The 23,509-nt window shown below is 66.9% G+C and carries 17 protein-coding genes; 16 read left to right on the forward strand and 1 reads right to left on the reverse strand.

The features are described 5' to 3' along the window. Window positions 1-164: 164 nt before the first annotated feature. On the reverse strand, window positions 165-1,484 hold the full coding sequence (gene ugpB / locus ASG27_RS10095; protein WP_056415532.1) for a sn-glycerol-3-phosphate ABC transporter substrate-binding protein UgpB: 1,320 nt from the start codon (window positions 1,482-1,484) through the stop codon (window positions 165-167). A 300-nt stretch (window positions 1,485-1,784) separates the two neighbouring features. On the opposite strand from ugpB, the gene serA reads away from it, so the two are divergent. The 16 genes from serA to aspS all read left to right on the forward strand — a co-directional run bounded on the left by serA (window position 1,785) and on the right by aspS (window position 23,492). Continuing rightward, window positions 1,785-3,014, forward strand: coding sequence for a phosphoglycerate dehydrogenase (serA, locus tag ASG27_RS10100; protein ID WP_056415535.1), 1,230 nt, complete (start codon window positions 1,785-1,787; stop codon window positions 3,012-3,014). Window positions 3,015-3,444: 430 nt separating this feature from the next. Beyond that, window positions 3,445-5,910, forward strand: coding sequence for a poly-beta-1,6 N-acetyl-D-glucosamine export porin PgaA (gene pgaA, locus ASG27_RS10105; RefSeq protein WP_056415538.1), 2,466 nt, complete (start codon window positions 3,445-3,447; stop codon window positions 5,908-5,910). Between the two features lie 2 nt (window positions 5,911-5,912). Beyond that, entirely contained in the window at window positions 5,913-7,946 is a 2,034-nt protein-coding gene (gene pgaB / locus ASG27_RS10110; protein ID WP_082485902.1) for a poly-beta-1,6-N-acetyl-D-glucosamine N-deacetylase PgaB, read from the forward strand. Next, entirely contained in the window at window positions 7,943-9,280 is a 1,338-nt protein-coding gene (gene pgaC, locus ASG27_RS10115) for a poly-beta-1,6-N-acetyl-D-glucosamine synthase (RefSeq protein ID WP_056161309.1), read from the forward strand. Before pgaB ends, pgaC begins: the two co-directional genes overlap by 4 nt. Beyond that, complete coding sequence (gene pgaD / locus ASG27_RS10120; RefSeq protein ID WP_056161310.1) at window positions 9,277-9,789, forward strand: poly-beta-1,6-N-acetyl-D-glucosamine biosynthesis protein PgaD; 513 nt, start codon at window positions 9,277-9,279, stop codon at window positions 9,787-9,789. The genes pgaC and pgaD overlap by 4 nt, the downstream gene beginning before the upstream one ends. Before the next feature lie 76 nt (window positions 9,790-9,865). After that, window positions 9,866-13,804: a DUF3683 domain-containing protein gene (locus ASG27_RS10125; protein ID WP_056415543.1), complete on the forward strand. Its 3,939-nt coding sequence runs from the start codon at window positions 9,866-9,868 to the stop codon at window positions 13,802-13,804. Further along, on the forward strand, window positions 13,805-14,248 hold the full coding sequence (locus ASG27_RS10130) for an HIT family protein (protein WP_056415546.1): 444 nt from the start codon (window positions 13,805-13,807) through the stop codon (window positions 14,246-14,248). A gap of 88 nt (window positions 14,249-14,336) precedes the next feature. Next, complete coding sequence (locus tag ASG27_RS10135; protein WP_056415549.1) at window positions 14,337-14,759, forward strand: gamma-butyrobetaine hydroxylase-like domain-containing protein; 423 nt, start codon at window positions 14,337-14,339, stop codon at window positions 14,757-14,759. A gap of 181 nt (window positions 14,760-14,940) precedes the next feature. Then, window positions 14,941-15,672, forward strand: coding sequence for a bifunctional demethylmenaquinone methyltransferase/2-methoxy-6-polyprenyl-1,4-benzoquinol methylase UbiE (gene ubiE / locus ASG27_RS10140; RefSeq protein WP_056415552.1), 732 nt, complete (start codon window positions 14,941-14,943; stop codon window positions 15,670-15,672). A gap of 36 nt (window positions 15,673-15,708) precedes the next feature. After that, window positions 15,709-16,755, forward strand: coding sequence for a Tim44 domain-containing protein (locus ASG27_RS10145; RefSeq protein ID WP_056415555.1), 1,047 nt, complete (start codon window positions 15,709-15,711; stop codon window positions 16,753-16,755). Between the two features lie 55 nt (window positions 16,756-16,810). Continuing rightward, entirely contained in the window at window positions 16,811-17,428 is a 618-nt protein-coding gene (locus ASG27_RS10150) for a hypothetical protein (protein ID WP_056415558.1), read from the forward strand. Further along, the gene (gene ubiB, locus ASG27_RS10155) at window positions 17,425-19,008 is read left to right on the forward strand and encodes a ubiquinone biosynthesis regulatory protein kinase UbiB (RefSeq protein ID WP_056415560.1); all 1,584 of its coding nucleotides are present in this window, start codon (window positions 17,425-17,427) and stop codon (window positions 19,006-19,008) included. The genes ASG27_RS10150 and ubiB overlap by 4 nt, the downstream gene beginning before the upstream one ends. A gap of 73 nt (window positions 19,009-19,081) precedes the next feature. Further along, window positions 19,082-20,527 carry a sodium:solute symporter family protein gene (locus ASG27_RS10160; RefSeq protein ID WP_056415562.1) on the forward strand — a complete coding sequence of 482 codons (1,446 nt, stop codon included), beginning with the start codon at window positions 19,082-19,084 and terminating at the stop codon, window positions 20,525-20,527. 125 nt (window positions 20,528-20,652) lie between these two features. Next, window positions 20,653-21,012 carry an FmdB family zinc ribbon protein gene (locus tag ASG27_RS10165; RefSeq protein ID WP_056415565.1) on the forward strand — a complete coding sequence of 120 codons (360 nt, stop codon included), beginning with the start codon at window positions 20,653-20,655 and terminating at the stop codon, window positions 21,010-21,012. A gap of 12 nt (window positions 21,013-21,024) precedes the next feature. Beyond that, window positions 21,025-21,648 carry a DUF502 domain-containing protein gene (locus ASG27_RS10170; RefSeq protein ID WP_056415570.1) on the forward strand — a complete coding sequence of 208 codons (624 nt, stop codon included), beginning with the start codon at window positions 21,025-21,027 and terminating at the stop codon, window positions 21,646-21,648. A 41-nt stretch (window positions 21,649-21,689) separates the two neighbouring features. Further along, window positions 21,690-23,492: an aspartate--tRNA ligase gene (aspS, locus tag ASG27_RS10175; protein WP_056415573.1), complete on the forward strand. Its 1,803-nt coding sequence runs from the start codon at window positions 21,690-21,692 to the stop codon at window positions 23,490-23,492. Window positions 23,493-23,509 lie beyond the last annotated feature (17 nt).

The raw sequence follows: 23,509 nt of genomic DNA on the forward strand, positions 1-23,509 counted from the left end.
GGGGGGCTGCCCTGTTACCGGGCAGATTCTTGCCGCGGGAAGCCCTGCCGGCAAAAAAGACAACCCGCCGCCCGGCAAACCGCTTGGGTTGGCAGGGGTGGCGGGCTTTCGATGCCGCCCCGGCCACAGCGGCCGGAGGGCATCAGCATGCGCTCGATGAACGCTTACTTGTTGGCGCGTGCGAAGCGGGCCAGTTGCTCGTTGCCGCGGGTCACGGCCGTGTCCAGCGCTTCCTTGGGCGACTTCTTGCCCGACCAGATCTGTTCGGTTTCCTCGTCGATGATGGTGCGGATCTGCGAGAAATTGCCCAGGCGGATGCCGCGCGATTTGTCGGTGGCCTTGCGGATCATCTGCGTCACGGCCACGTCGGTGCCGGGGTTCTTTTCATAGAAGCCCGATGCCTCGGTCAGCTTGTATGCAGCGGTCGTCACGGGCAGGTAGCCCGTGCGCTGGTGGCTGGCGGCCTGCACCTTGGTGTCGTTCAGGAAGTTCAGGAAGTCGGCGACGCCCTTGTACTCCTCGGCCTTCTTGCCGGACATGATCCACAGGCTGGCGCCACCGATGGCGGTGTTCTGGGGCGCACCCTTCACATCGGCGTAGTAGGGCAGGGCCGAGATGCCGTAGGCGAACTTGGCTTCCTTGGCCACGCGGGCGTACAGGCCCGACGAGCCGGTGATCATGGCGCACTCGCCCGATGGGAAGGACGCGTCCGGCGCGTTGCCGCGGCCCTTGTAGACGAAGCTGCCATCCTTGGAGGCCTTGGCCAGGTTCTCGAAGTGGCGCACGTGCAGCGGGGTGTTGATTTCCAGCTTGGCGTCGTTGCCGTCAAAGCCGTTGTTCTTGGAGGCGAACAGCGTGTTGTGCCACAGCGAGAAGCTTTCCAGCTGCGTCCAGCTGATCCAGCTGGTGGTCAGCGGGCAGCTGTGGCCGCTGGCCTTGAGCTTGGTCGCGGCAGCGAACACTTCGGGCCAGGTCTTGGGGGCCTTTTCAGGGTCCAGGCCGGCCTTCTTGAAGGCGTCCTTGTTGTAGTAGAAGATGGTGGTGGAGCTGTTGAGCGGGTAGCTCAGCATCTGGCCGTTGGGCGCGGTGTAGTAGCCGGCCACGGCCGACACGTACTGCGTGGGGTCGAACTTGAAGCCGCCGTCGTTGAGCACCTTGGCGGCGGGCATGATGGCGCCCTTGCTGGCCATCATGGTGGCGGTACCCACTTCATAGACCTGCAGGATGTGGGGGGCGTTGCCTGCGCGGAACGCGGCGATGGCACCCGTCATCGATTCGTCATACGTGCCCTTGTAGGTGGGCACGACCTTGAACTTGGTCTGGCTGGCGTTGTACTGCTTGGCCAGGTCGTTGACCCAGTCGCCGAGCGCTGCGCTCATCGAGTGCCACCACTGGATCTCGACCGGTGCCTGAGCCTGGGCTTGTGCAGGCAGGCACGCCGACATGGCGATGGCAGCGCAGACCGCCAGATGCTTCGTTTGCATGAATATGTCCTCTGAAAATGACGAAAAACACAAGGGTCGAATGCTATGCAGCCCATGTGTCATTGATATGTCGTTGTCGCATGACCGCAGTCCGTGCAACAACCGGGAAACCCCTTGGGGATGCCCGTAAGGGATGCGATTGTGACTCTTTTGTGACAATGTGCGACGCATTTGCCGAGGCTTGCAAGGTTTTGTGCGATGCACCATGCTGCGGGTCACGTTCCGGCGGCTCCCGCACCGGTTCGTTCGCGCCGCAAACGCGCCGGGTTTCTTTTCTCCACACCCTTTCTTCTTATCGCCATGGCTACCAATTCGCTGGACAAGAACAAGATCAAATTTCTGCTGCTCGAGGGCATCCACGCTTCCGCCGTGGACGTGATCCGGGCTGCGGGCTACACCCAGATCGAAACCGTGTCCGGCGCGCTGCCCGATGAGGAACTCAAGCGCAAGATCGCCGACGTGCACTTCCTGGGCATTCGCTCGCGCACGCAGTTGACCGAAGAGGTGTTCTCGCATGCGCAAAAGCTGGTGGCCGTGGGTTGCTTTTGCATCGGCACCAACCAGGTCAACCTCAATGCTGCGCGTGAGCGCGGCATCGCGGTGTTCAATGCGCCGTACTCCAACACCCGCTCCGTGGCCGAGCTGGTGCTGGCCGAAGCCATCTTGCTGCTGCGCGGCATTCCCGAGAAGAACGCCGTGGCGCACCGCGGCGGCTGGCTCAAGTCGGCCGAGAACGCCTACGAGATCCGTGGCAAGACGCTGGGCATCGTGGGCTACGGCTCCATCGGCACGCAGCTGTCGGTGCTGGCCGAGGCACTGGGCATGCACGTGGCGTTCTTCGACGTGGTCAACAAGTTGCCCCTGGGCAATGCCCGCCAGGTGCACCACCTGCACGACCTGCTGGGCCAAAGCGACATCGTGAGCCTGCACGTGCCCGAGCTGCCATCGACCGAAGGCATGATCGGCCCGGCCGAGATCGCGGCCCTCAAGCCCGGCGCCATCCTCATCAACGCGGCCCGCGGCACGGTGGTGGATATCGACGCCCTGGCCGACGCGCTCAAGGCCAAGAAGCTGCTGGGCGCGGCCATCGACGTGTTCCCGGTCGAGCCGCGCACCAACAAGGACGAGTTCCAGTCGCCCCTGCGCGGCCTGGACAACGTGATCCTCACCCCGCACGTCGGCGGCTCCACCATGGAAGCCCAGGCCAACATCGGCCTCGAAGTGGCCGAAAAGCTGGTGAAGTACAGCGACAACGGCACCAGCACCTCGTCCGTCAACTTCCCCGAGGTGGCGCTGCCCGCCCACCCGGGCAAGCACCGCCTGCTGCACATCCACCGCAATGTGCCGGGCGTGCTGTCCGAGATCAACCGCATCTTCTCGGACAACGAGATCAACATCTCCGCCCAGTACCTGCAGACCAACGAAAAGATCGGCTACGTGGTGATCGACATCGATGCCGCGTCGTCGGACCTGGCGCTGGACAAGCTCGCACAGGTCACCGGCACCCTCAGGAGCCGGGTGCTGTTCTAACGAACCTCAGGGCCGTTCGCCGGCCCATTCGGGGTCATTGCCGCTATCGGCCCAAGCCGCGCACCGAGCCTTCCGGTGCGCGGCTTTTTTGTGGGTTGTCGTCTTGACCCTCCATGGGCTCACTGTGCGAAAAGACGGCGCGCCGCACAAAGTTCTGAAAAACAGGCTCGATTGAATTTGTTACACATCCAGCCGGCAATCCTGACCGTACTAGAGGGCAATGAGCCCTCTTTTTCCAAGGAAACACCCGAAATCCCGGTGTTCGTCTAAAATTCACAGTTTGATACAACTCTTTACAGCAAGGGTTGTTGAACATTGTTTGCAAAGCGAGCCGCGCGGTAGGTCTGTCGCTGGCAACAATGGCGGCCACGCTGGCGCTCACCGCTGCCGGCACCGTGTTTTCTACCCGCTGTCTCCACTTTTCGTCTGTATGTTCGGGAACCCGTTTCCTTCCCTGTCCCTGCCCGTTCGCCCCGCGTTCCACGCCGCCGTGGCCGCTGGTGCGATGGCCTGCGCGTTGGCGTATGCGGACACGGCCACGCCCGTACCGGTGGCCGAGTCCTACGACGCCTTGGTCCGGCGCGCCAGGACCGGAGACACCACCCCGGTGCTCGACTACCTGCGGCAAGAGCGGCTGGACCGTGCCGATGCTGCGCGCCTGGTGGCCGACTGGATCGATATCGCCGGCTGGGCCCGGCTGGACCAGGAAGTGGTGGATGTGTACCGCCGCCATGGCGCGTCGCTCACGCTGCCGGTCAGTACCCTGGCGTCGGTGGCGCGCGCCCACCGCAACTTGCGGCAGTGGGACGACGCGCTGGCGCTGTATGCCCGCGCCTTGGCGCGCAGCCCGGATGACGCGGAGCTGCGCATGGGGGAGATCCACGTCCTGGCGGATGCGGGGCGCGATGCGGATGCGCGCACCAAGGCCGAAGCGCTGGTGGCCGAGACCCCGATGGTGGCGCGCCGCCGCCTGGCCCTGGCCTATGTGCACACGGCGGCGCGGCGCTTTCATGCGGCGCTGGCCGAGGCGAGCCGCGCGCGCTCGCTGGCACCCGACGATGCCGAAGTGCAGATGGCCTATGCCGACGCACTGCAGTCCGCCGGCCTGCCGGTGCAGGCGCAGGCCCTGGTGGACGCACAGCCCGCGCTCATGGGCGCGGCGCAGCAGCGCAGGCTGCAGGCCGACATCGGCGCGGAAATGGTGCGCCTGTCGTTCGCACCCGTGCGCAGCGAGAGTGAGCGCTTCGCAGTGGCCGACAAGGCCCTGGCGTTCTACGAGCAGGTGTTTGCCCGGTGGAGCGCCGACCCGCAGGCCGTGCGCGACCTGCAGCGCATGCGCATCGACCGCATCGGGGCGCTGACCGTGCGCAGCCGCATGGACACGGCGGTCGCCGAGTACGAGGCCCTGCGGCGCGATGGCGTGCCGGTGCCGGACTACGCCCTGCGCTGGGTGGCCGGCGCCTATCTGTACCTGCGGCAGGCGCAGGCCGCGCGCCTGCTGTATGCCGAGTTGCTCGAGCGCAGCCAGGCGGACCCGTCGGTGAGCTCCGGCGATGCCTCGGGCCTGTTCTATTCGCTGGTCGAGTCCGAGGCCATGGACGCCGCCGTGTCCCTGGCGGACGGCACGCAAAAGGCGTTTGCCGCCACCCCCGCAGGCCGCGCCGTCTGGGCCTCTGCGGCCATGGAGGCAGCGCAGGCGCACAGCTTTTCCGACGACACGCCCGAGGCGCAGCTGCGCCTCGAACGCATGGTGCAGCAGGCGCCGGGTCACCTCGGTGCGCGCATCGCGCTGGCGGGCGTCTACCGGGGCCGCGCCTGGCCGCGCCGGGCCGAGCAGGAGCTGAAACTGGTCGAAGCCATGGAGCCGCGCGCGCTGTCGCTGGAGCTGCAGCAGGGCTTTACCGCGATGGACCTGCAGGAGTGGAAGCAGGCGGACGCGCTGGCCGATGACGTGCTCGAACGCTATCCCGAAAACCTCCAGGTGCAGCGCCTGGACCGGACACGCCGGGTGTTTCGCATGCCCGAGCTGCGGGTGTCGGGCTACCGCGGCCTGTCGTCCAGCCCCAATCCCTCCACCGGCAACGGCGACTACGGCACCGACACCGTGCTCTACAGCGCGCCCGTGCAGGACGACTGGCGCCTGTTCGCCGGCTTCGGCTTTGGCAGCGGCGACTTCCGCGAAGGCCGCGGCGTGCACCGCAGCTACCGCGCCGGCGGCGAATGGCGGGTGCGCGACAACACCGTGGAGGGCGAAATCTCCACCCACAACTTCGGCTACGGGCAGCGCACCGGCCTGCGGCTGGAGGGGCGCCACGATCTCAGCGACCAGTGGCAGATCAGCGGCGCCGCGGAGCGCCTGTCGCGCGACACGCCGCTGCGCGCGCTGCGCAGCGACATCACCGCCGACAGCGTGACCGCCGCACTGCGCTGGCGCGCCAACGAGCGGCGCGACTGGAACGTGAGCGTGGGTGGGCTGGACTACTCGGACGGCAACCGCCGCCTGTCCGTCGGCGTGGCCGGCCGCGAGCGCATCTACACCCGCTACGGCGTGTACGCAGACCTGGTGATGGAGCTCTCGCACTCGCGCAACAGCCGGCCCGGCGGGCCGTACTTCGCGCCCGAGTCCGATGTCTTCCTGCTGCCCACGCTCGACGTGGCGCACGTGCTGTACCGCCACTACCAGCTGGAATGGCGCCAGCGCCTGCAGCTCGGCGTGGGGGCGTACGCCCAGCGCGGCTACGGCGTGGGCGAGGTCGCCACGCTGGGCTACGGGCAGCGCCTGCGCGTGAGCGACACCCTGGAAATGGGGCTTTCTTTTTCCATCACCCGTCGCCCTTATGACGGCGTGGACGAGCGCATCCTGCGCACCGCGTTCGATCTTCTCTACAGGTTCTGAGAATGTTTCCGACAGTCTTCTCGCTCATCCGTCGCAGGGCCCGCATGCTGGGCGTGCTCGCATCCATGGCCGCATGCATGGTGGCGCTGCCGGCCTTGGCCGCAGACGCGCAGCCGTTCGTGCCCCCCAAGGCCCGGACCCTGCCCGAGGCGGAGCGCCCCTGGCCCGTCAACAGCTTCGTGACCGTGGCCTACCACGACGTGCAGGACGGCGAGGCCGATGCGCGCTACCTGGCCGTGCGCACCGACCGCCTCGTCGCGCACTTTGCGTGGCTGCGGCAAAACGGCTACCAGCCGGTGTCGGTGGACCAGATCCTGGCCGCACGCGACGGCGGCAAGCCCCTGCCGGCCAAAGCCGTGCTGCTGACCTTCGACGACGGATACCGCAGCTTCTATGACCGCGTGTTCCCCCTGCTCAAGGCCACCGGCTGGCCTGCGGTGCTGGCGCCCGTGGGGGAGTGGCTGGACGCGCCGGCCGACCAGCCGGTGGACTTCGGCGGCCTGCAGACGCCCCGCGAGCGCTTTGCCACCTGGGCCCAGGTGGGCGAGATGGCGGCATCGGGCCTGGTGGAAGTCGGTGCGCACACCGACCACCTGCACCACGGCATCGTGGCCAACCCCCAGGGCAACACGCAGCCCGCCGCCGCCACGCGCCGGTACGACCCGGCCACCGCGTCGTATGAGAACGACGAGGCCTTCCTGCGGCGCCTCGAGGCAGACGTGGCGGCCATCACCACCAAGATCCGCGATGTGACCGGCAAGGCCCCGCGGGTCTGGGTATGGCCGTATGGCGCCGCCAACGGCAGCGCACTGGCCGTCGTCAAGCGCCACGGCTACCAGATGGCGATGACGCTGGACGAGGGCATCGGCAGCACCGCAAGCCTGTTCAACACGCCGCGCGTGCTGGTCACCGGGGACCCGTCGGTCGATCAGTTCGCCTCCGCCGTCATCGCCACGCAGGAGCACCGGGTGCTGCGCGTGGCCCACGTCGACCTGGACTACCTCTACGACGCCGACCCCGCGCAGCAGGCACGCAACTTCGACCACCTGGTGCAGCGCGTGCAGGACCTGGGCGTGAACACGGTGTTCCTGCAGGCGTTTTCCGATGCGCAGGGCGACGGCACCGTGCACTCGGTGTACTTTCCCAACCGCTGGCTGCCCGTGCGCGCCGACCTGTTCAACCGCGTGGCGTGGCAGCTGCGCACCCGCACCCGCGTGGCGGTGTACGCCTGGATGCCGGTGCTGGCCTTCGACCTGGACGCCGCGCTGCCCCGGGTGCAGCGGGTCAACGACAAGGGCGAGGCCACGCCGGACACGGGCCAGTACCGCCGCATGTCGCCGTTCGATCCCACGGTGCGCTCGCGCATCGCCGACCTGTATGAAGACCTGGCCCGTTCGGCCTGGTTCGACGGCGTGCTGTTCCACGACGATGCGTTGCTGTCCGACTTCGAGGACGCGAGCGGACCCGCGCTGGCGGCCTACCGCGCGGCGGGCCTGCCCGGCACCATCGCCGAGCTGCGCGCCGACCCCGCCACGTTGCGGCGCTGGACGCAGTTCAAGACTCGCGCGCTGACGGACTTCACGCTGGAGCTGGCAGGGCGTGTGCGCGCCATCCGCGGCCCGCAGGTCAAGACCGCGCGCAACATCTTCGCCATGCCCATGCTCAAGCCGGAGAGCGAAGCCTGGTTCGCGCAGAACCTGGACGACTTCCTCGCCTCGTACGACTGGACCGCGCCCATGGCCATGCCGTTCATGGAGAACGTCCCCGACGCCGATGCGGATGCCTGGCTGGACACGGTGGTGGATTCCATCCGCCGGCGGCCCGGAGCGATGGACCGCACGGTCTTCGAGCTGCAGGCGTTGGACTGGCGCAACAGCCAGCCCGTGCCCGGCCAGCGGCTGGCGGGCTGGATGCGGCGGCTGCAGATGCGCGGCGCGCGCAGCTTCGGCTACTACCCCGACAACTTCATCACGGGCGTGCCGAGCGTCGAGCAGGTGCGGCCGGCCCTGTCCAACAGCGGGGCGTTGCAGCCATGAGGAGCCGCGTGCTTGCGCTGCTGGCGCTGTCGCTCATCGTCTGCGGTCCGCTGGCGCTGCAGATGCTGCTGTCCAGCGACGCGGTGCTGGACTTCGTGTTCCTCTACCCGCTGTTCATGTCGGGCATCTGGATCGCGGGCGGCCTGTACTACTGGATGCACTGGGAGCGCCACTGGGCCTGGGGGCCGGACGTGCCCGCGCCCGCGCTCAAGGGCGAGCCGCTGGTGTCCATCCTGGTGCCCTGCTACAACGAAGGCGACAACGCCGCCGAGACCCTGGGCGCGGCCCTGGCGCAGCGCTACCCGAACATCGAGGTCATCGCCATCAACGACGGTTCGCGCGACAACACGGGCGAGGTGCTCGATGCGCTGGCCGCGCAGCACCCGCGCCTGCGGGTGATCCACCTGGCGCAGAACCAGGGCAAGGCCATCGGCCTGCAGATGGGCGCCGCCGCCGCGCGCAGCGAGTACCTGGTGTGCATCGACGGCGATGCGCTGCTCGACCGCGACGCGGTCGCCTACTTGGTGGCGCCGCTCATCGACAACCCGCGCGTGGGCGCGGTGACCGGCAACCCGCGCATCCGCACCCGCTCCACCCTGGTGGGGCGCATCCAGGTGGGCGAGTTTTCTTCCATCATCGGGCTCATCAAGCGCACGCAGCGCGTGTACGGCCAGGTGTTCACCGTCTCGGGCGTGGTGGCGGCGTTCCGCCGGCGGGCGCTGGACGACGTGGGCTACTGGAGCCCGGACATGATCACCGAGGACATCGACATCAGCTGGAAGCTGCAAAAGCGCCACTGGTCCATCTTCTTCGAGCCGCGTGCGCTGTGCTGGATCCTGATGCCCGAGACGCTGCGCGGCCTGTGGAAACAGCGCCTGCGCTGGGCGCAGGGCGGTGCCGAGGTGTTCCTCAAGAACCTGCGCGGCATGTGGAACTGGCGCAACCGCCGCATGTGGCTGTTGATGCTGGAGTTCTGCATGTCCACGGGCTGGGCCTTCATGTTCGCGGTCACCGTGGTGCTGTACCTGCTGGGCAAGTTCGTCCACCTGCCGGGCAACCTGTTCGTGCCGCGGCTCATGCCGCCGTCGTTCACCGGGCTCGTGCTGACGGTGACCTGCCTGCTGCAGTTCACGGTGAGCGTGTCCATCGACCGGCGCTACGAATCGGGCATGCGCAGCACGCTGTACTGGATGATCTGGTACCCCGTGGTCTTCTGGCTGCTGAGCCTGTTCACCACCCTCGTGAGCTTTCCGAAGGTCATGCTCAAGACCCAGCGCGCGCGGGCCCGCTGGGTCAGCCCCGACCGCGGCATTGCCCGGCCTGCACCGCCATGAACGGCCCGCTCATCCACACCCGCCAGGGCCGGCTGCCCCGCCTGGTCGACGCGGCCGTGACCCTGGTGGCCTGGGCCGGCTTCCTGTTCCTGTTCTACCGGGGCGTCGCGGCCATGGTGCAGTCGCCGACGCTCGATCTGACAGCGCGGTTCGATGCGCTGCGCTCCACGGTGGACACCTTGCTGTGGTACGGGGTCATCGCGGCCTTCAACGCCGCGGTGCTGGCCGGCTGGGCGCTGTACAACCAGATCCGCCGCAAGGTGGAGCGGCGCAGCGTGATCCCGGCGCTCGACGACAGTCAGCTGTCCGCCAGCTTCCATCTGACGCCGGAGCTTTTGCAGGCCATGCGCTCGAACCAGGTGATCGTGGTGCACAACGACGAGCACGGCGGCATTGCCGACGTCATGCCGCGGTGCGTTCCCGGCGCGTGGACGTCGTCTGCCACCGAGCAGACCATGGGTGCGACGGCGGTGGAAGCCAACCGGATTCCATGGCGCCAGACGGCGTGAATGCGGCAGGCAGCGGGGTGGCATAAAATCGCGGGCTCCCACGGTCCAGCGCATAGCGCTTCCCCAGGTCTACTTCATGAACGCCTTTACTGCGGTCGCCGCCCTGCACACCCAGGCCGCGGAACCTGCGCGCCTACGCGAGATTCCCTATAACTACACCTCGTTCTCCGACAGGGAGATCGTGATCCGGCTGCTGGGGTCTCCGTCCTGGGACCTGCTGGACCAGCTGCGCAAGGAGCGCCGCACCGGCCGGTCGGCCCGCATGCTGTACGAGGTGCTGGGCGATATCTGGGTGGTGCAGCGCAACCCCTACCTGCAGGACGACCTGCTGGACAACCCGGCCCGCCGCAAGCTGCTGGTGGACGCGCTGCAGCACCGCCTGGGCGAGGTCGACAAGCGCCGCACCCCTGCCGACGATGCCGGGCGCGACCGCCTGGTGGGCGAGCTGGTGGTGGCCGCGCGCCGTGCGGTGGCCGAATTCAACGCCACCTTCGAGCAGGCCGCGCAGCTGCGCCGCCAGATCCAGAAGACCCTGGGCCGCCTTACGGCCAAGGACAACATCAAGTTCGACGGCCTATCGCGCGTGAGCCACGTGACCGACGCCACCGACTGGCGCGTCGAATACCCGTTCGTGGTGCTCACGCCCGACACCGAAGGCGAGATGGCGGGCCTCGTCAAGGGCTGCATCGAACTGGGCCTGACCATCATCCCGCGCGGGGGCGGCACCGGCTACACCGGCGGCGCGATTCCGCTCACGTGGAAGAGCGTGGTCATCAACACCGAAAAGCTCGAAGCCATGACCGAGGTGGAGATGCGCCGCCTGCCGGGCATGGACAGCGAAGTCGGCACCGTGTGGACCGAGGCCGGCGTGGTCACCCAGCGCGTGGCCGACGCGGCCGAGCGCGCGGGCTTCGTGTTCGCGGTGGACCCCACCAGCGCCGAGGCCAGCTGCATCGGCGGCAACATCGCCATGAACGCGGGCGGCAAGAAGGCCGTGCTGTGGGGCACGGCGCTCGATAACCTGGCCAGCTGGCGCATGGTCACGCCCGACGCGCAGTGGCTCGAAGTGACCCGCCTGGACCACAACATGGGCAAGATCCATGACGCGGAGACGGCCACCTTCGAGCTGCAGTACTTCGAGGCCGACGGCAAGACGCCCGTGCGCACCGAGCGCCTGGCCATCCCGGGCAAGACCTTCCGCAAGGAGGGCCTGGGCAAGGACGTGACGGACAAGTTCCTGTCGGGCCTGCCCGGCATCCAGAAAGAGGGCTGCGACGGCCTCATCACCAGCGCGCGCTGGGTGGTGCACCGCATGCCCGAGCACACGCGCACCGTGTGCATGGAGTTCTTCGGCAACGCCAAGGACGCGGTGCCCAGCATCGTCGAGATCAAGGACTACATGTTCGCCGAGCAAAAGCGCTCGGGCGTGCTGCTCGCCGGCCTGGAACACCTGGACGACCGCTACCTGAAGGCCGTGGGCTACGCCACCAAGAGCAAGAAGGGCAACGGCGGCCTGCCCAAGATGGTGCTGATCGGCGACATCGCGGGCGACAACGCCGACGAGGTGGCGCGCGTGACCAGCGAGGTGGTGCGCATCGCCAACTCGCGCAGCGGCGAAGGCTTCATCGCCATCAGCGCCGACGCGCGCAAGAAGTTCTGGGCCGACCGCAAGAAGACGGCCGCCATCAGCCGCCACACCAACGCCTTCAAGATCAACGAAGACGTGGTGATCCCGCTGCCGCGCATGGCCGAGTACACCGACGGCATCGAGCGGATCAACATCGAGTTGAGCCTGCGCAACAAGATCAAGCTGTGCGACGCGCTGACCGAGTTCTTCGAGCGCGGCAACCTGCCGCTGGGCAAACACGACGCGGACGACGAAGTGCCATCGCCCGAGCTGCTGCAGGAGCGCGTGGCCCAGGCCATCGCCCTGGTGCAGGAGGTGCGTGCGCTGTGGCAAGGCTGGCTGCACGACGTCGAAGCGCTGTTCCCGCAACTGCAGGACCACACGCTGCGCGCGAGCTGGAAGACCCAGCTGCGTGCGCCGCTCTCGGGCATCTTCACCGGCGCGGCCTTCAAGCCCATCCTTCAGGAAGTCACCGCCATCCACCAGCGCGTGCTCAAGGGCCGCGTCTGGGTGGCCCTGCACATGCATGCGGGCGACGGCAACGTGCACACCAACCTGCCGGTCAACAGCGACGACTACGAGATGCTGCAGACCGCCCACGAGGCGGTGGAGCGCATCATGGTGCTGGCGCGCAGCCTGGACGGCGTGATCTCGGGCGAGCACGGCATCGGCATCACCAAGCTCGAATTCCTGACCGACGAAGAGCTGCTTCCGTTCGCGCAGTACAAACAGCGGGTGGACCCGGAAGGCCGGTTCAACAAGGGCAAGTTGCTACGAAATCAGGAGCTGCCAGCGCTTGCTGGACAAGCGGTAGGAGGCTATGCGGCTTCAAACCCTGTGCGCCACGCCGACCTGACCAACGCCTACACGCCGAGCTTCGGCCTCATGGGCCACGAGTCGCTGATCATGCAGCAGAGCGACATCGGCGCGATCGCCGATTCGGTCAAGGACTGCCTGCGCTGCGGCAAGTGCAAGCCCGTGTGCGCCACCCACGTGCCGCGCGCCAACCTGCTGTACAGCCCGCGCAACAAGATCCTGGCCACGTCGCTGCTGGTCGAGGCCTTCCTGTACGAGGAGCAGACGCGCCGCGGCGTGTCCATCAAGCACTGGCAGGAGTTTGAGGACGTGGCCGACCACTGCACGGTGTGCCACAAGTGCGAGAGCCCCTGCCCGGTGAAGATCGACTTCGGCGACGTCACCATGAACATGCGCAACCTGCTGCGCAAGATGGGCAAGAAGAGCTTCCGCCCGGGCAATGCGCTGGCGATGACCATGCTCAACGCCACCAACCCGGACACCATCAAGTTCATGCGCTCGGCCATGGTGGACGTGGGCTTCAAGGCCCAGCGCATGGCTGTGGACCTGCTGCGCAAGGTGGGCCGCAAGCAGACCGCCAAGCCGCCCGCCACCGTGGGCACCGCGCCGGTCAAGGAGCAGGTGGTCCACTTCATCAACAAGAAGCTGCCCGGCGGCCTGCCCAAGAAGACGGCGCGGGCGCTGCTCGACATCGAGAACAAGGACTACGTGCCCATCATCCGCAACCCGGCCACCACCACGGCCGAGACGGAGGCGGTGTTCTACTTCCCCGGCTGCGGCTCCGAGCGCCTGTTCTCGCAGGTCGGCCTGGCCACGCAGGCCATGCTGTGGCACGCGGGCGTGCAGACGGTGCTGCCGCCGGGTTACCTGTGCTGCGGCTACCCGCAGCGCGGCAGTGGCCAGTTCGACAAGGCCGAGAAGATGATCACGGACAACCGTGTGCTCTTCCACCGTGTGGCCAACACGCTCAACTACCTCGACATCAAGACGGTGGTGGTCAGCTGCGGCACCTGCTACGACCAGCTGCAGGGCTACGAGTTCGGCAAGATCTTCCCAGGCAGCCGCATCATCGACATCCACGAGTATTTGCTGGAGAAGGGCATCACGCTGCAGGGCAAGGGCGCCTACCTGTACCACGAGCCCTGCCACAACCCGATGAAGCTCGGCGACTCGATGAAGACCGTGAAGGCGCTGGTGGGCGAGCAGGTCTTGAAGAGCGAGCGCTGCTGCGGCGAATCGGGCACGCTGGGCGTGACCCGGCCGGACGTGTCGACCCAGGTGCGTTTCCGCAAGGAAGAAGAAATCAGGAAGGGCGAAGCCAAGCTGCGCGAGGTCATGAAGGCCACCGGCGCGGGGCCGGGCGCCGTGGCCGCCCAGGACAACGTGAAGATCCTCACCAGCTGCCCCAGCTGCCTGCAGGGCCTGAACCGCTACCAGGACGACCTGAGCAACGGTTTGCTCGAGGCCGACTACATCGTGGTCGAGATGGCCCGCGAGATCCTGGGCGACAACTGGATGCCCGAGTACGTGCAGCGCGCCAACGGCGGCGGCATCGAGCGGGTACTCGTCTAGATGGCCACCGGCACTGCCTGCCCCCTGTGCGCCGAAGACGGTGGTGCACTGGTCTGGCGTGGTGCAAACCTGCGCGTGATCCGTGCCAATGAGGCGGGGTTCCCGGCGTTCTACCGCGTGGTGTGGAACGCGCACGTGGCCGAGTTCTCGGACCTGTCGGCCGCCGAGCGCGGCCACTGCATGGAGGCGGTGACGCGGGTCGAGCAGGCGCTGCGCCAGCATCTGGCGTCCACCAAGGTCAACATCGCGGCGCTGGGCAACATGGTGCCCCACCTGCACTGGCACGTGATCGCCCGTTTCGACTGGGACAGCCACTTTCCGTCGCCCGTGTGGGCCGCGGCGCAGCGGCCAAGCCCGGCGCAGCAGGAAGTCCGCGTGCGGGAGCGCCTGCCGCAGGTCGAAGACGCGATGCGCCAGTCGCTGGGCCCGCTCGCGCTGCCTTGACGCGGCCCGTGGTTGACCCTGCCTGCAGCGTGCACCGCTGCAGCACACCACAATCCACACCACCACAGTTTTCTCACAGGGGATATCCATGTCAGGTTTGAAAGCGGGCGCGCCCACGCCGCAGGCGATCACGGTGCACGAGGCTTCGCGGGTGCTGGAGGTCGGGTTCTCCGACGGCGCCACGTTCCGCATCCCGTTCGAGCTGATGCGCGTGTACTCGCCCTCGGCCGAAGTGCAGGGCCACGGGCCCGGGCAGGAAGTGCTGCAGACCGGCAAGCGCGGCGTGGCGCTGGTCAACCTGGAGCCCGTGGGCAACTACGCGGTCAAGCCCACGTTCTCGGACGGCCACGACAGCGGCATCTTCACCTGGGACTACCTCTACGAGCTGGGCCAGAAGCAGGACGCGCTGTGGACGCAGTACACCGAGCGCCTGGCCGCTGCCGGCGTGGACCGCGACGCGCCGATGGCGCCCAAGGGTGGTGCAGGCGGCCATGCCTGCGGAAGCCACTGACGGGCAGGCCACAAGCCCTTGTCGACCGATGTGCTATTGAAAAGAGAGCTGCTGGCGCAACATGGACGAGCGGTAGCGGCTGTTTTCTCTTCGATGGCGTTGTCCTAATTGCGACACAAGCCCCATTTCAGTGCGGGGTTGTCGCTGTACCTCTGGCGCTTGCGCGCCTAGCATGAATCTTATGAGCACCACACATTTTGGTTTTCAGTCGGTCGACGAGCAGGAAAAGGCGCGCCGTGTGCGCGGCGTGTTCGACTCGGTCGCCTCCAAATACGATGTGATGAACGACCTCATGTCGGCCGGCCTGCACCGCGCCTGGAAGGCCTACACCGTGATGGTGGCCAACCTGCGCGAAGGCGGCCAGGTGCTGGACATCGCGGGCGGCACGGGCGACCTGGCGCTGGCTTTCTCGAAGAAGGTGGGCGCCACCGGCCGCGTGGTGCACACCGACATCAACGAAGCCATGCTGCGCGTGGGGCGCGACCGCCTCATCGATGCGGGCGTGGTGCTGCCCACGATGGTGTGCGACGCCGAGAAGCTGCCGTTCCCGGACGCGCATTTCGACGTGGTGAGCGTGGCCTTCGGCCTGCGCAACATGACGCACAAGGACCAGGCGATTGCCGAGATGTGCCGCGTGCTCAAGCCCGGCGGCAAGCTGCTGGTGCTCGAGTTCTCCAAGGTGGCCAAGCCGCTGGAGAAGGCGTACGACTGGTATTCGTTCAAGGTGCTGCCCCAACTGGGCAAGCTGGTGGCCGGCGACGACGCGAGCTACCGGTATCTGGCTGAATCGATCCGCATGCATCCGGGCCAGGAAGAACTCAAAAGCCTCATGCAAAAAAATGGCTTTGGGCATGTGGACTATCACAACATGACAGGGGGCATCGTCGCCTTGCATGTTGGAATCAAGTGCTGAGTGCTTCACTCGGCGATTAACGGAGACGGAGAATTCATGATGAAACTGTGGTCTGTGGTGTTGGTGGCGATGCTGGCGTTTGCGCACGCGGACGCTGACGCCCGGCGTATGGGTGGTGGCAAGTCGGTGGGCAAGCAGTCCAGCAATGTGACGCAGCGCGAGTCGGCAACGCCGCCCGCGACGCCTGGCGCACCGGCGCAGAACGCGACCAACGCAGCGGCTGCCAAGCCGGCTGCAGCGGGCGCTGCGCCTGCCGCAGCGGCAGCCAAGAAGCCCTGGGGCGCCATGCTCGGTGGCCTGGCCGCCGGCCTGGGCCTGGCCTGGCTGGCGCATTCCCTGGGCATGGGTGCAGGGTTTGCCAACTTCCTGATGATCGCCTTGCTGGCCGTGGCCGCGTTCGCGATCTTCAAGATGGTGATGCGCTCGCGCAATGGTGGCGGTGCTGCCAACGGCGGTGCAGCCGCTGGCGGCGCGCCGTTTGCCTTCCAGGGCGCCGGTGCGGGTGCCGGGGCTTCCACCCCTGCGGCCGCTCAGGTGCCACCGCAGTACAGCCCGAACAACGTGGGCAACGACGCGTCTGCCCGCCCCTGGGAGCGCAGCAGCATGGCGTTCGACGCCTCGCGCGCCGCGCAGCAAGGTGGTGCGGGTACGGGCGTCGTCATCGGTTCGGGCCTGTCGGGTTCGCAGAACTGGGGCGTGCCGGCCGACTTCGACACCGACGGCTTCCTGTCCGCCGCCAAGCGCAACTTCGTCACGCTGCAGGCCGCCTGGGACCGCTCGGACATCAACACGCTGCGCTCGATGATGACCGACAGCATGCTCGATGAGATCCGTACCCAGCTCACCGAACGCGAAGCGCACCGCGGCGTGCAGCCCAACCACACCGATGTGGTCATGATCGAAGCCCAGTTGCTGGGCATCGAAGACCTGGGCGACGGCTACATGGCCAGCGTCGAGTTCTCCGGCATGATCCGCGAAGAGCCCTCGGCCGGCCCGAGCCCGTTCCGCGAAGTGTGGAACATGACCAAGCCCAAGGCCGGCAGCAGCGGCTGGCTGGTGGCCGGTGTGCAGGCCCTGCAGTAATTAAGGGCATCGCCCCTCTTGGGGGCTTGCCCAGTTCAGGGAATAATCGGGGACTATGGCAACACCACAGTCCCCTTTTCCTTTTCTGAACGGCCTTTTCGAGCGCGTCGCAGCGGGCCCGCAGCCCCCGCAGTGGCTGGTGCATGAGGTTCAGCAGCGTGTGGTGCTGTTCCTCAACCACGTGCTCATGCAGGAAAAGGAGGCCACGGACCGCCTGGTGCGCCAAAAGGGCCGCGTCGCCCGCGTCCAGTGGCGTGCCTACTCCATGGCCCTCGTGATCACTCCCGCAGGCCTGTTCAACCTGGCGCCCGAGACCGCGGTGCCCGACCTGCGGCTCGAAGTGACCGAGACCTCGCCCTTCGCGCTGGCCCAGACGGCGCTGCGCGGCGACAAGCCCACCATCCGCATCGAAGGCGACGTGCAGCTTGCGGCCGAGATCAACTGGCTGGTCGACCACGTGCGCTGGGATGTCGAGGAAGACCTCGCCCGCGTCATCGGCGATGCCCCGGCCCACACCGTGGCCCAGGTGGCGCGCAGGGCAGCCCAGGCGCTGCGACAGTTCGTGGGCTCGCGCATGGCACCCTCGGCGCCTGGTGCGGCCGTGGTGCCTGTGCCGCCCGTGTCGCCCGCGCACGACGTGCCCGCCAGCGGCCCAGACCGGTCCGGCGCATGAAGCAGTTCGTCAGGGGGGGCGCCATCCTGTGGGTGGTGTTCCGGTACGGCCTGGACGGCCTGTTGCTCGACAGTTTTCAAAAACCCTGGCTGCGCGCGGTGTCGCGGGTGCTCTCGGTCGGGCGCAATCTCGACGCCCCCCGCGGCCAGCGCCTGCGCGAGGCGCTGGAGCAACTGGGCCCCATCTTCGTGAAGTTCGGCCAGGTGCTGTCCACCCGGCGCGACCTGCTGCCGCCCGATGTGGCCGACGAGCTGGCCCGCCTGCAGGACCGCGTCCCGCCCTTCGATCCGGATATCGCGGTGGCCACCATCGAGCGCGCCTACCGCCGCCCGATCGGCGAGGTCTTCACCTCGTTCGACCGCGTGCCCGTGGCCAGCGCATCGATCGCGCAGGTGCACTTCGCCACGCTGCGCGACCGCCACGGCATCGAGCGCGAGGTGGCCGTCAAGGTGCTGCGCCCGGGCATGTTGCCCGTGATCGAAAAAGACCTGGGCCTCATGCGCATGATGGCCGGCTGGGTGGAGGGCCTGTCGGCCGATGGCAAGCGCCTCAAGCCCCGCGAGGTGGTGGCGGAGTTCGACAACTACCTGCACGACGAGCTGGACCTGGTGCGCGAGGCGGCCAACGCAGCGCAGCTGCGCCGCAACATGCAGGGCCTGGACCTGGTGCTGATTCCCGAGATCTTCTGGGACTTCTGCCACGCCGAGGTCATGGTGATGCAGCGCATGAACGGCGTGCCCATCAGCCAGATGGAGCGGCTGCGCGATGCGGGCGTGGACATCCCCAAGCTCGCCCGCGACGGCGTCACGATCTTCTTCACCCAGGTGTTCCGCGACGGGTTCTTCCACGCCGACATGCACCCGGGCAACATCCAGGTCAGCCTGGACCCTGCCACCTTCGGGCGCTACATCTCGCTCGATTTCGGCATCGTCGGCACGCTGACCGAATCGGACAAGGAGTACCTGGCGCAGAACTTCGTGGCGTTCTTTCGGCGCGACTACAAGCGCGTGGCCGAGCTGCACATCGAAAGCGGCTGGGTGCCGCCCGAGACGCGGGTCAACGACCTGGAGTCGGCCATCCGCGCAGTGTGCGAGCCGTATTTCGACCGGCCGCTCAAGGAGATCTCGCTGGGCATGGTGCTGATGCGCCTGTTCCAGACGTCCCGGCGCTTCCACGTCGAAATCCAGCCGCAGCTGGTGCTGCTGCAAAAGACGCTGCTCAACATCGAGGGCCTGGGCCGCGAGCTCGACCCGAACCTCGACCTGTGGAGCACCGCCAAGCCTTTCCTGGAAAAGTGGATGCTCGAGCAGATGGGCCCGCAGCGCCTGTGGCGCGAACTGCGCGCCGAGGCGCCGCACTACGCCAAGCTGATCCCGGAGCTGCCCCGCCTGATGTACGACTACCTGCGCCACAAGCCGCAGGACCACCGGCGCGAACTGATGGAGCTGCTGGCCGAGCAAAAGCGCACCAACAAGCTCCTGCACGCCATCATCTACGTGGGCGTGGGGTTCATCACGGGCTTCCTGTTCTTCATGCTGGTACAACAGTTGCAAGTGCTGTACCGGTTCCGGGTTTTCTAGTCCCGGCGTCTCTCGCCTTTCCCCGTTTTTCCGGTTTTCCTACCTTCCACTTCGCGACATTGAGGAGCATGCCGTGCTGCTGACCCTGGTTATCGTTTACCTGCTGATCACCATCGGCATCGGCCTGCTCGCAGCCCGGCGCGTGAACAACGCGGCAGACTTCGCCATTGCCGGCCGGCACCTGCCGCTGTACATGATCATCACCACCACGTTCGCCACGTGGTTCGGCTCGGAGACGGTGCTGGGCATTCCGGCCAAGTTCATCGAAGGGGGCCTCGGCAACGTGGTGGAAGACCCGTTCGGCGCGGGTTTCTGCCTGATCCTGGTGGGGCTGTTCTTCGCGGGCAAGCTCTACCGCATGACGCTGTTGACCATCAGCGACTACTACCGCGAGCGCTATGGCCGCACGGTGGAGATCGTCTGCTCGCTCATCATCATGCTCAGCTACCTGGGCTGGGTGTCGGCGCAGGTCACGGCGCTGGGGCTGGTGTTCAACCTGCTGTCGGGCGACGCCATCAGCATCCCGGTGGGCATGGCCATCGGCGTGGTGTCCATCCTGGCGTACACGCTGTTCGGCGGCATGTGGTCGGTGGCGGTCACCGACTTCATCCAGATGATCATCCTGGTGGTGGGTCTGGCCGTGATCGCGGTGTTCGCGGGCAACATGGCCGGCGGGGCCGACAAGGTGATCGAGTTCGCGTCCAGCCGCGAGCTGTTCCGCTTCCTTCCCGAGCCCAAGTTCCACGACGTGGTGTTCTTCATCGCCGCGGGCATCACCATGATGTTCGGCTCCATCCCGCAGCAGGACGTGTTCCAGCGCGTGATGTCGGCCAACAACGTGCAGGCGGCCACGCGCGGCCCGGTCATCGGCGGCATCTGCTACATCCTGTTCGCTTTCGTGCCCATGTTCCTCGTGGCGAGTGCGCTGATCATCATGCCCGGCGAGACCGCGGCGCTGCTCAAGGAAGACCCCCAGAAGGTGCTGCCCACGCTGGTGATGGCCAAGATGCCGTTCATCATGCAGGTGCTGTTCTTCGGCGCGCTGCTGTCGGCGCTCAAGTCCACCGCATCGGCCACGCTGCTGGCCCCGAGCGTGACCTTCACCGAGAACATCTGGCGCCAGTTCAAGCCCCACAGCACCGACCAGGAGCGCCTGCGCACCATGCGCATCACCACGCTGGTGTTCAGCGGCTGCGTGCTGGCCTATGCCATCTACATGCAGGGCACCTCCATCTATGAACTGGTCTCGGGCGCGTACCAGGTGCCGCTGGTCGGCGCCTTCGTGCCCCTGGTGTTCGGCCTGTACTGGAAGCGCGCGACCACACAGGGCGCCATCGCGGCCATCGTGCTGGGCCTGGGCACCTGGCTGCTGTTCCTGGCCACGCCGGTGGGTGCCGTGTTCCCGGCGCAGCTGGCCGGGCTGCTGGCGGCGCTGGCAGGCATGCTGGTGGGCTCGCTCGCGCCGCAGGCCATCCGCAACAGCCACGCATCGCACCACCCGCTGGTCGGGGCCGACTGACAGGCGCGCGGCCCTGCGGCGCAGGGCGCGCGCATGCCGCAGGCGCCCTGCACACGGCCTCTGCGGGGTAGGGGTATGCCGCCGCCTATAATTGAGGGTTTTGCACTTTCCCTCCACACGCTGACATGCCTATTTACGCCTACAAATGCGGCTCCTGCGGCCATGCCAAGGATGTGCTGCAAAAAATCTCCGACACCCCCCTGACCGTCTGCCCCGCCTGCGGTGCCGAGGCGTTCTCCAAGCAGGTGACGGCCGCAGGCTTTCAGCTCAAGGGCTCGGGCTGGTACGTGACAGACTTCCGCGGTGGCAACAGCGGGGGTGGCGGCACGTCCGCACCAGCGACCGACGCCAAGACCGAGTCCAAATCCGACGCCGCCGCGCCCGCCAGCTCCGGCGACGCTCCCAAGAAAGAAGCGAGCAGCCCTGCCAGCAGCACCAGCACCGGCGGCAGTTCCACCTCCACCTCTTCGTCCTCCACGAGCTGATCGAGCACCTTCATGTCTGCTATGCGCAAATGGCTGCTGACCGGCCTTCTGGTGATCGTGCCAGGGGTCATCACGGCGTGGGTGCTCCACTGGATCGTGAGCACGCTCGACCAGACCCTGCAGATCCTGCCTGTCGCGTGGCACCCGGACAAGGTGCTGGGCTTTCATGTGCCCGGCTTCGGGGTGGTGCTCACGCTGCTGATCCTGCTGGTGGTGGGTGCGGTGGCCAGCAACTTCGCGGGCCGCAAGCTCGTGCAGTGGGGCGACGCGGTGGTACACCGCATCCCCGTGGTGCGCTCCATCTACTCCAGCGTCAAGCAGGTCTCGGACACGCTGTTCTCCGAAAGCGGCAACGCGTTTCGCAAGGCGGTGCTGGTGCAGTGGCCGCGCGAGGGCGTCTGGACCGTGGCCTTCGTCACCGGTGCGCCCAACGGCGAGGTCGCGGCCTACCTGCGTGACGAGTTCGTGAGCGTGTACGTGCCCACCACGCCCAACCCCACGGGCGGCTATTTCGTGATGCTGCGCAAGAGCGACTGCGTCGAGCTCGACATGAGCGTGGACTCAGCCCTCAAATACATTGTTTCGATGGGTGTGGTCGCTCCGGCGGACCCCACGCTCATTTCTCCGGGTAAGTGAATCCCTTTTAATGCGCCCCCCGGGCGCCGGAAGTTTCTGCCATGGCCATGCGTTCCCACTATTGCGGTCTTGTGACCGAAGCCCTGATGGGCCAAACCGTCACCCTGTCGGGCTGGGTGAACCGTCGCCGCGACCATGGCGGCGTGATCTTCATCGACCTGCGCGACCGCGAAGGCTACGTGCAGGTGGTGTGCGACCCGGACCGTGCCGAGATGTTCAAGACCGCCGAAGGCGTGCGCAACGAATTCTGCGTGCAGGTGGTGGGCCTGGTGCGCCCCCGTCCCGACGGCACCACCAACGACAAGCTCAAGAGCGGCCAGATCGAAGTGCTGTGCCATGAGCTGAACGTGCTCAACCCCTCGGTCACGCCGCCCTTCCAGATGGACGACGAGAACCTGTCGGAGACCACGCGCCTCACGCACCGCGTGATGGACCTGCGCCGCCCGCACATGCAGCGCAACATGATGCTGCGCTACAAGACCTCCATCCAGGTGCGCAACTTCCTGGACAAGGAAGGCTTCATCGACATCGAGACGCCCATGCTGGGCAAGAGCACGCCCGAAGGCGCGCGCGACTACCTGGTGCCCAGCCGCGTGCACGACGGCCAGTTCTTCGCGCTGCCGCAGTCGCCCCAGCTGTACAAGCAGATGCTGATGGTGGCCGGCTACGACCGCTACTACCAGATCACCAAGTGCTTCCGCGACGAAGACCTGCGTGCCGACCGCCAGCCCGAGTTCACCCAGATCGACTGCGAGACCTCGTTCCTGGGCGAGGAAGAGATCCGCGCCATCTTCCAGCGCATGATCACCGAGGTGTTCCAGCAGCAACTGGGCGTGGACCTGGGCGAGTTCCCCATCATGACGTACCAGGAAGCGGCGTTCCGCTTCGGCTCCGACAAGCCCGACCTGCGCGTGAAGCTCGAATTCACCGAGCTGACCGAAGTGATGAAGGACGTGGACTTCAAGGTGTTCTCCGCCCCCGCCACCACCAAGGGTGGCCGCGTGGTGGCCCTGCGCGTGCCCGGCGGCTCGCAGATCTCGCGCGGCGAGATCGATGCCTACACCGAGTTCGTGAAGATCTACGGCGCCAAGGGCCTGGCCTGGATCAAGGTCAACGAAGTGGCCAACGGCCGCGAAGGCCTGCAGTCCCCCATCGTCAAGAACCTGCACGACGCAGCCATCGCCGAGATCTTGAAGCGCACCGGCGCACAGGACGGCGACCTGCTGTTCTTCGGTGCCGACAAGGAAAAGATCGTCAACGACGCCATCGGCGCGCTGCGCCTGAAGGTCGGCCACAGCGACTTCGGCAAGAAGAACGGCCTGTTCGAAAGCCGCTGGGCACCGCTGTGGGTGGTGGACTTCCCGATGTTCGAGCACGACGAAGAGAACGACCGCTGGGCCGCCGTGCACCACCCCTTCACGTCGCCGAAGGACGGCCACGAAGACCTGATGGACACGGACCCTGGCAAGTGCATCGCCAAGGCCTACGACATGGTGCTCAACGGCTGGGAGCTCGGTGGCGGCTCGGTGCGTATCCACCGCGCCGACGTGCAAAAGAAGGTGTTCGACGCCCTCAAGATCACGCCCGAAGACGCACAGGCCAAGTTCGGCTACCTGCTCGACGCGCTGCAGTACGGTGCCCCTCCGCACGGTGGCCTGGCCTTCGGCCTGGACCGTCTGATCACGCTGATGACCGGTGCCGAGTCGATCCGCGACGTGATCGCCTTCCCCAAGACCCAGCGCGCGCAGGACCTGCTGACGCAGGCCCCTTCGCCCGTGGATGAAAAGCAGCTGCGCGAGCTGCACATCCGCCTGCGCAATGTGGACGCCGTCAAGGCGGCCTGAGCCCGGCAGAACGGCTT

Source organism: Acidovorax sp. Leaf191 (genome assembly GCF_001424425.1).
Taxonomy (GTDB): domain Bacteria; phylum Pseudomonadota; class Gammaproteobacteria; order Burkholderiales; family Burkholderiaceae_C; genus Acidovorax.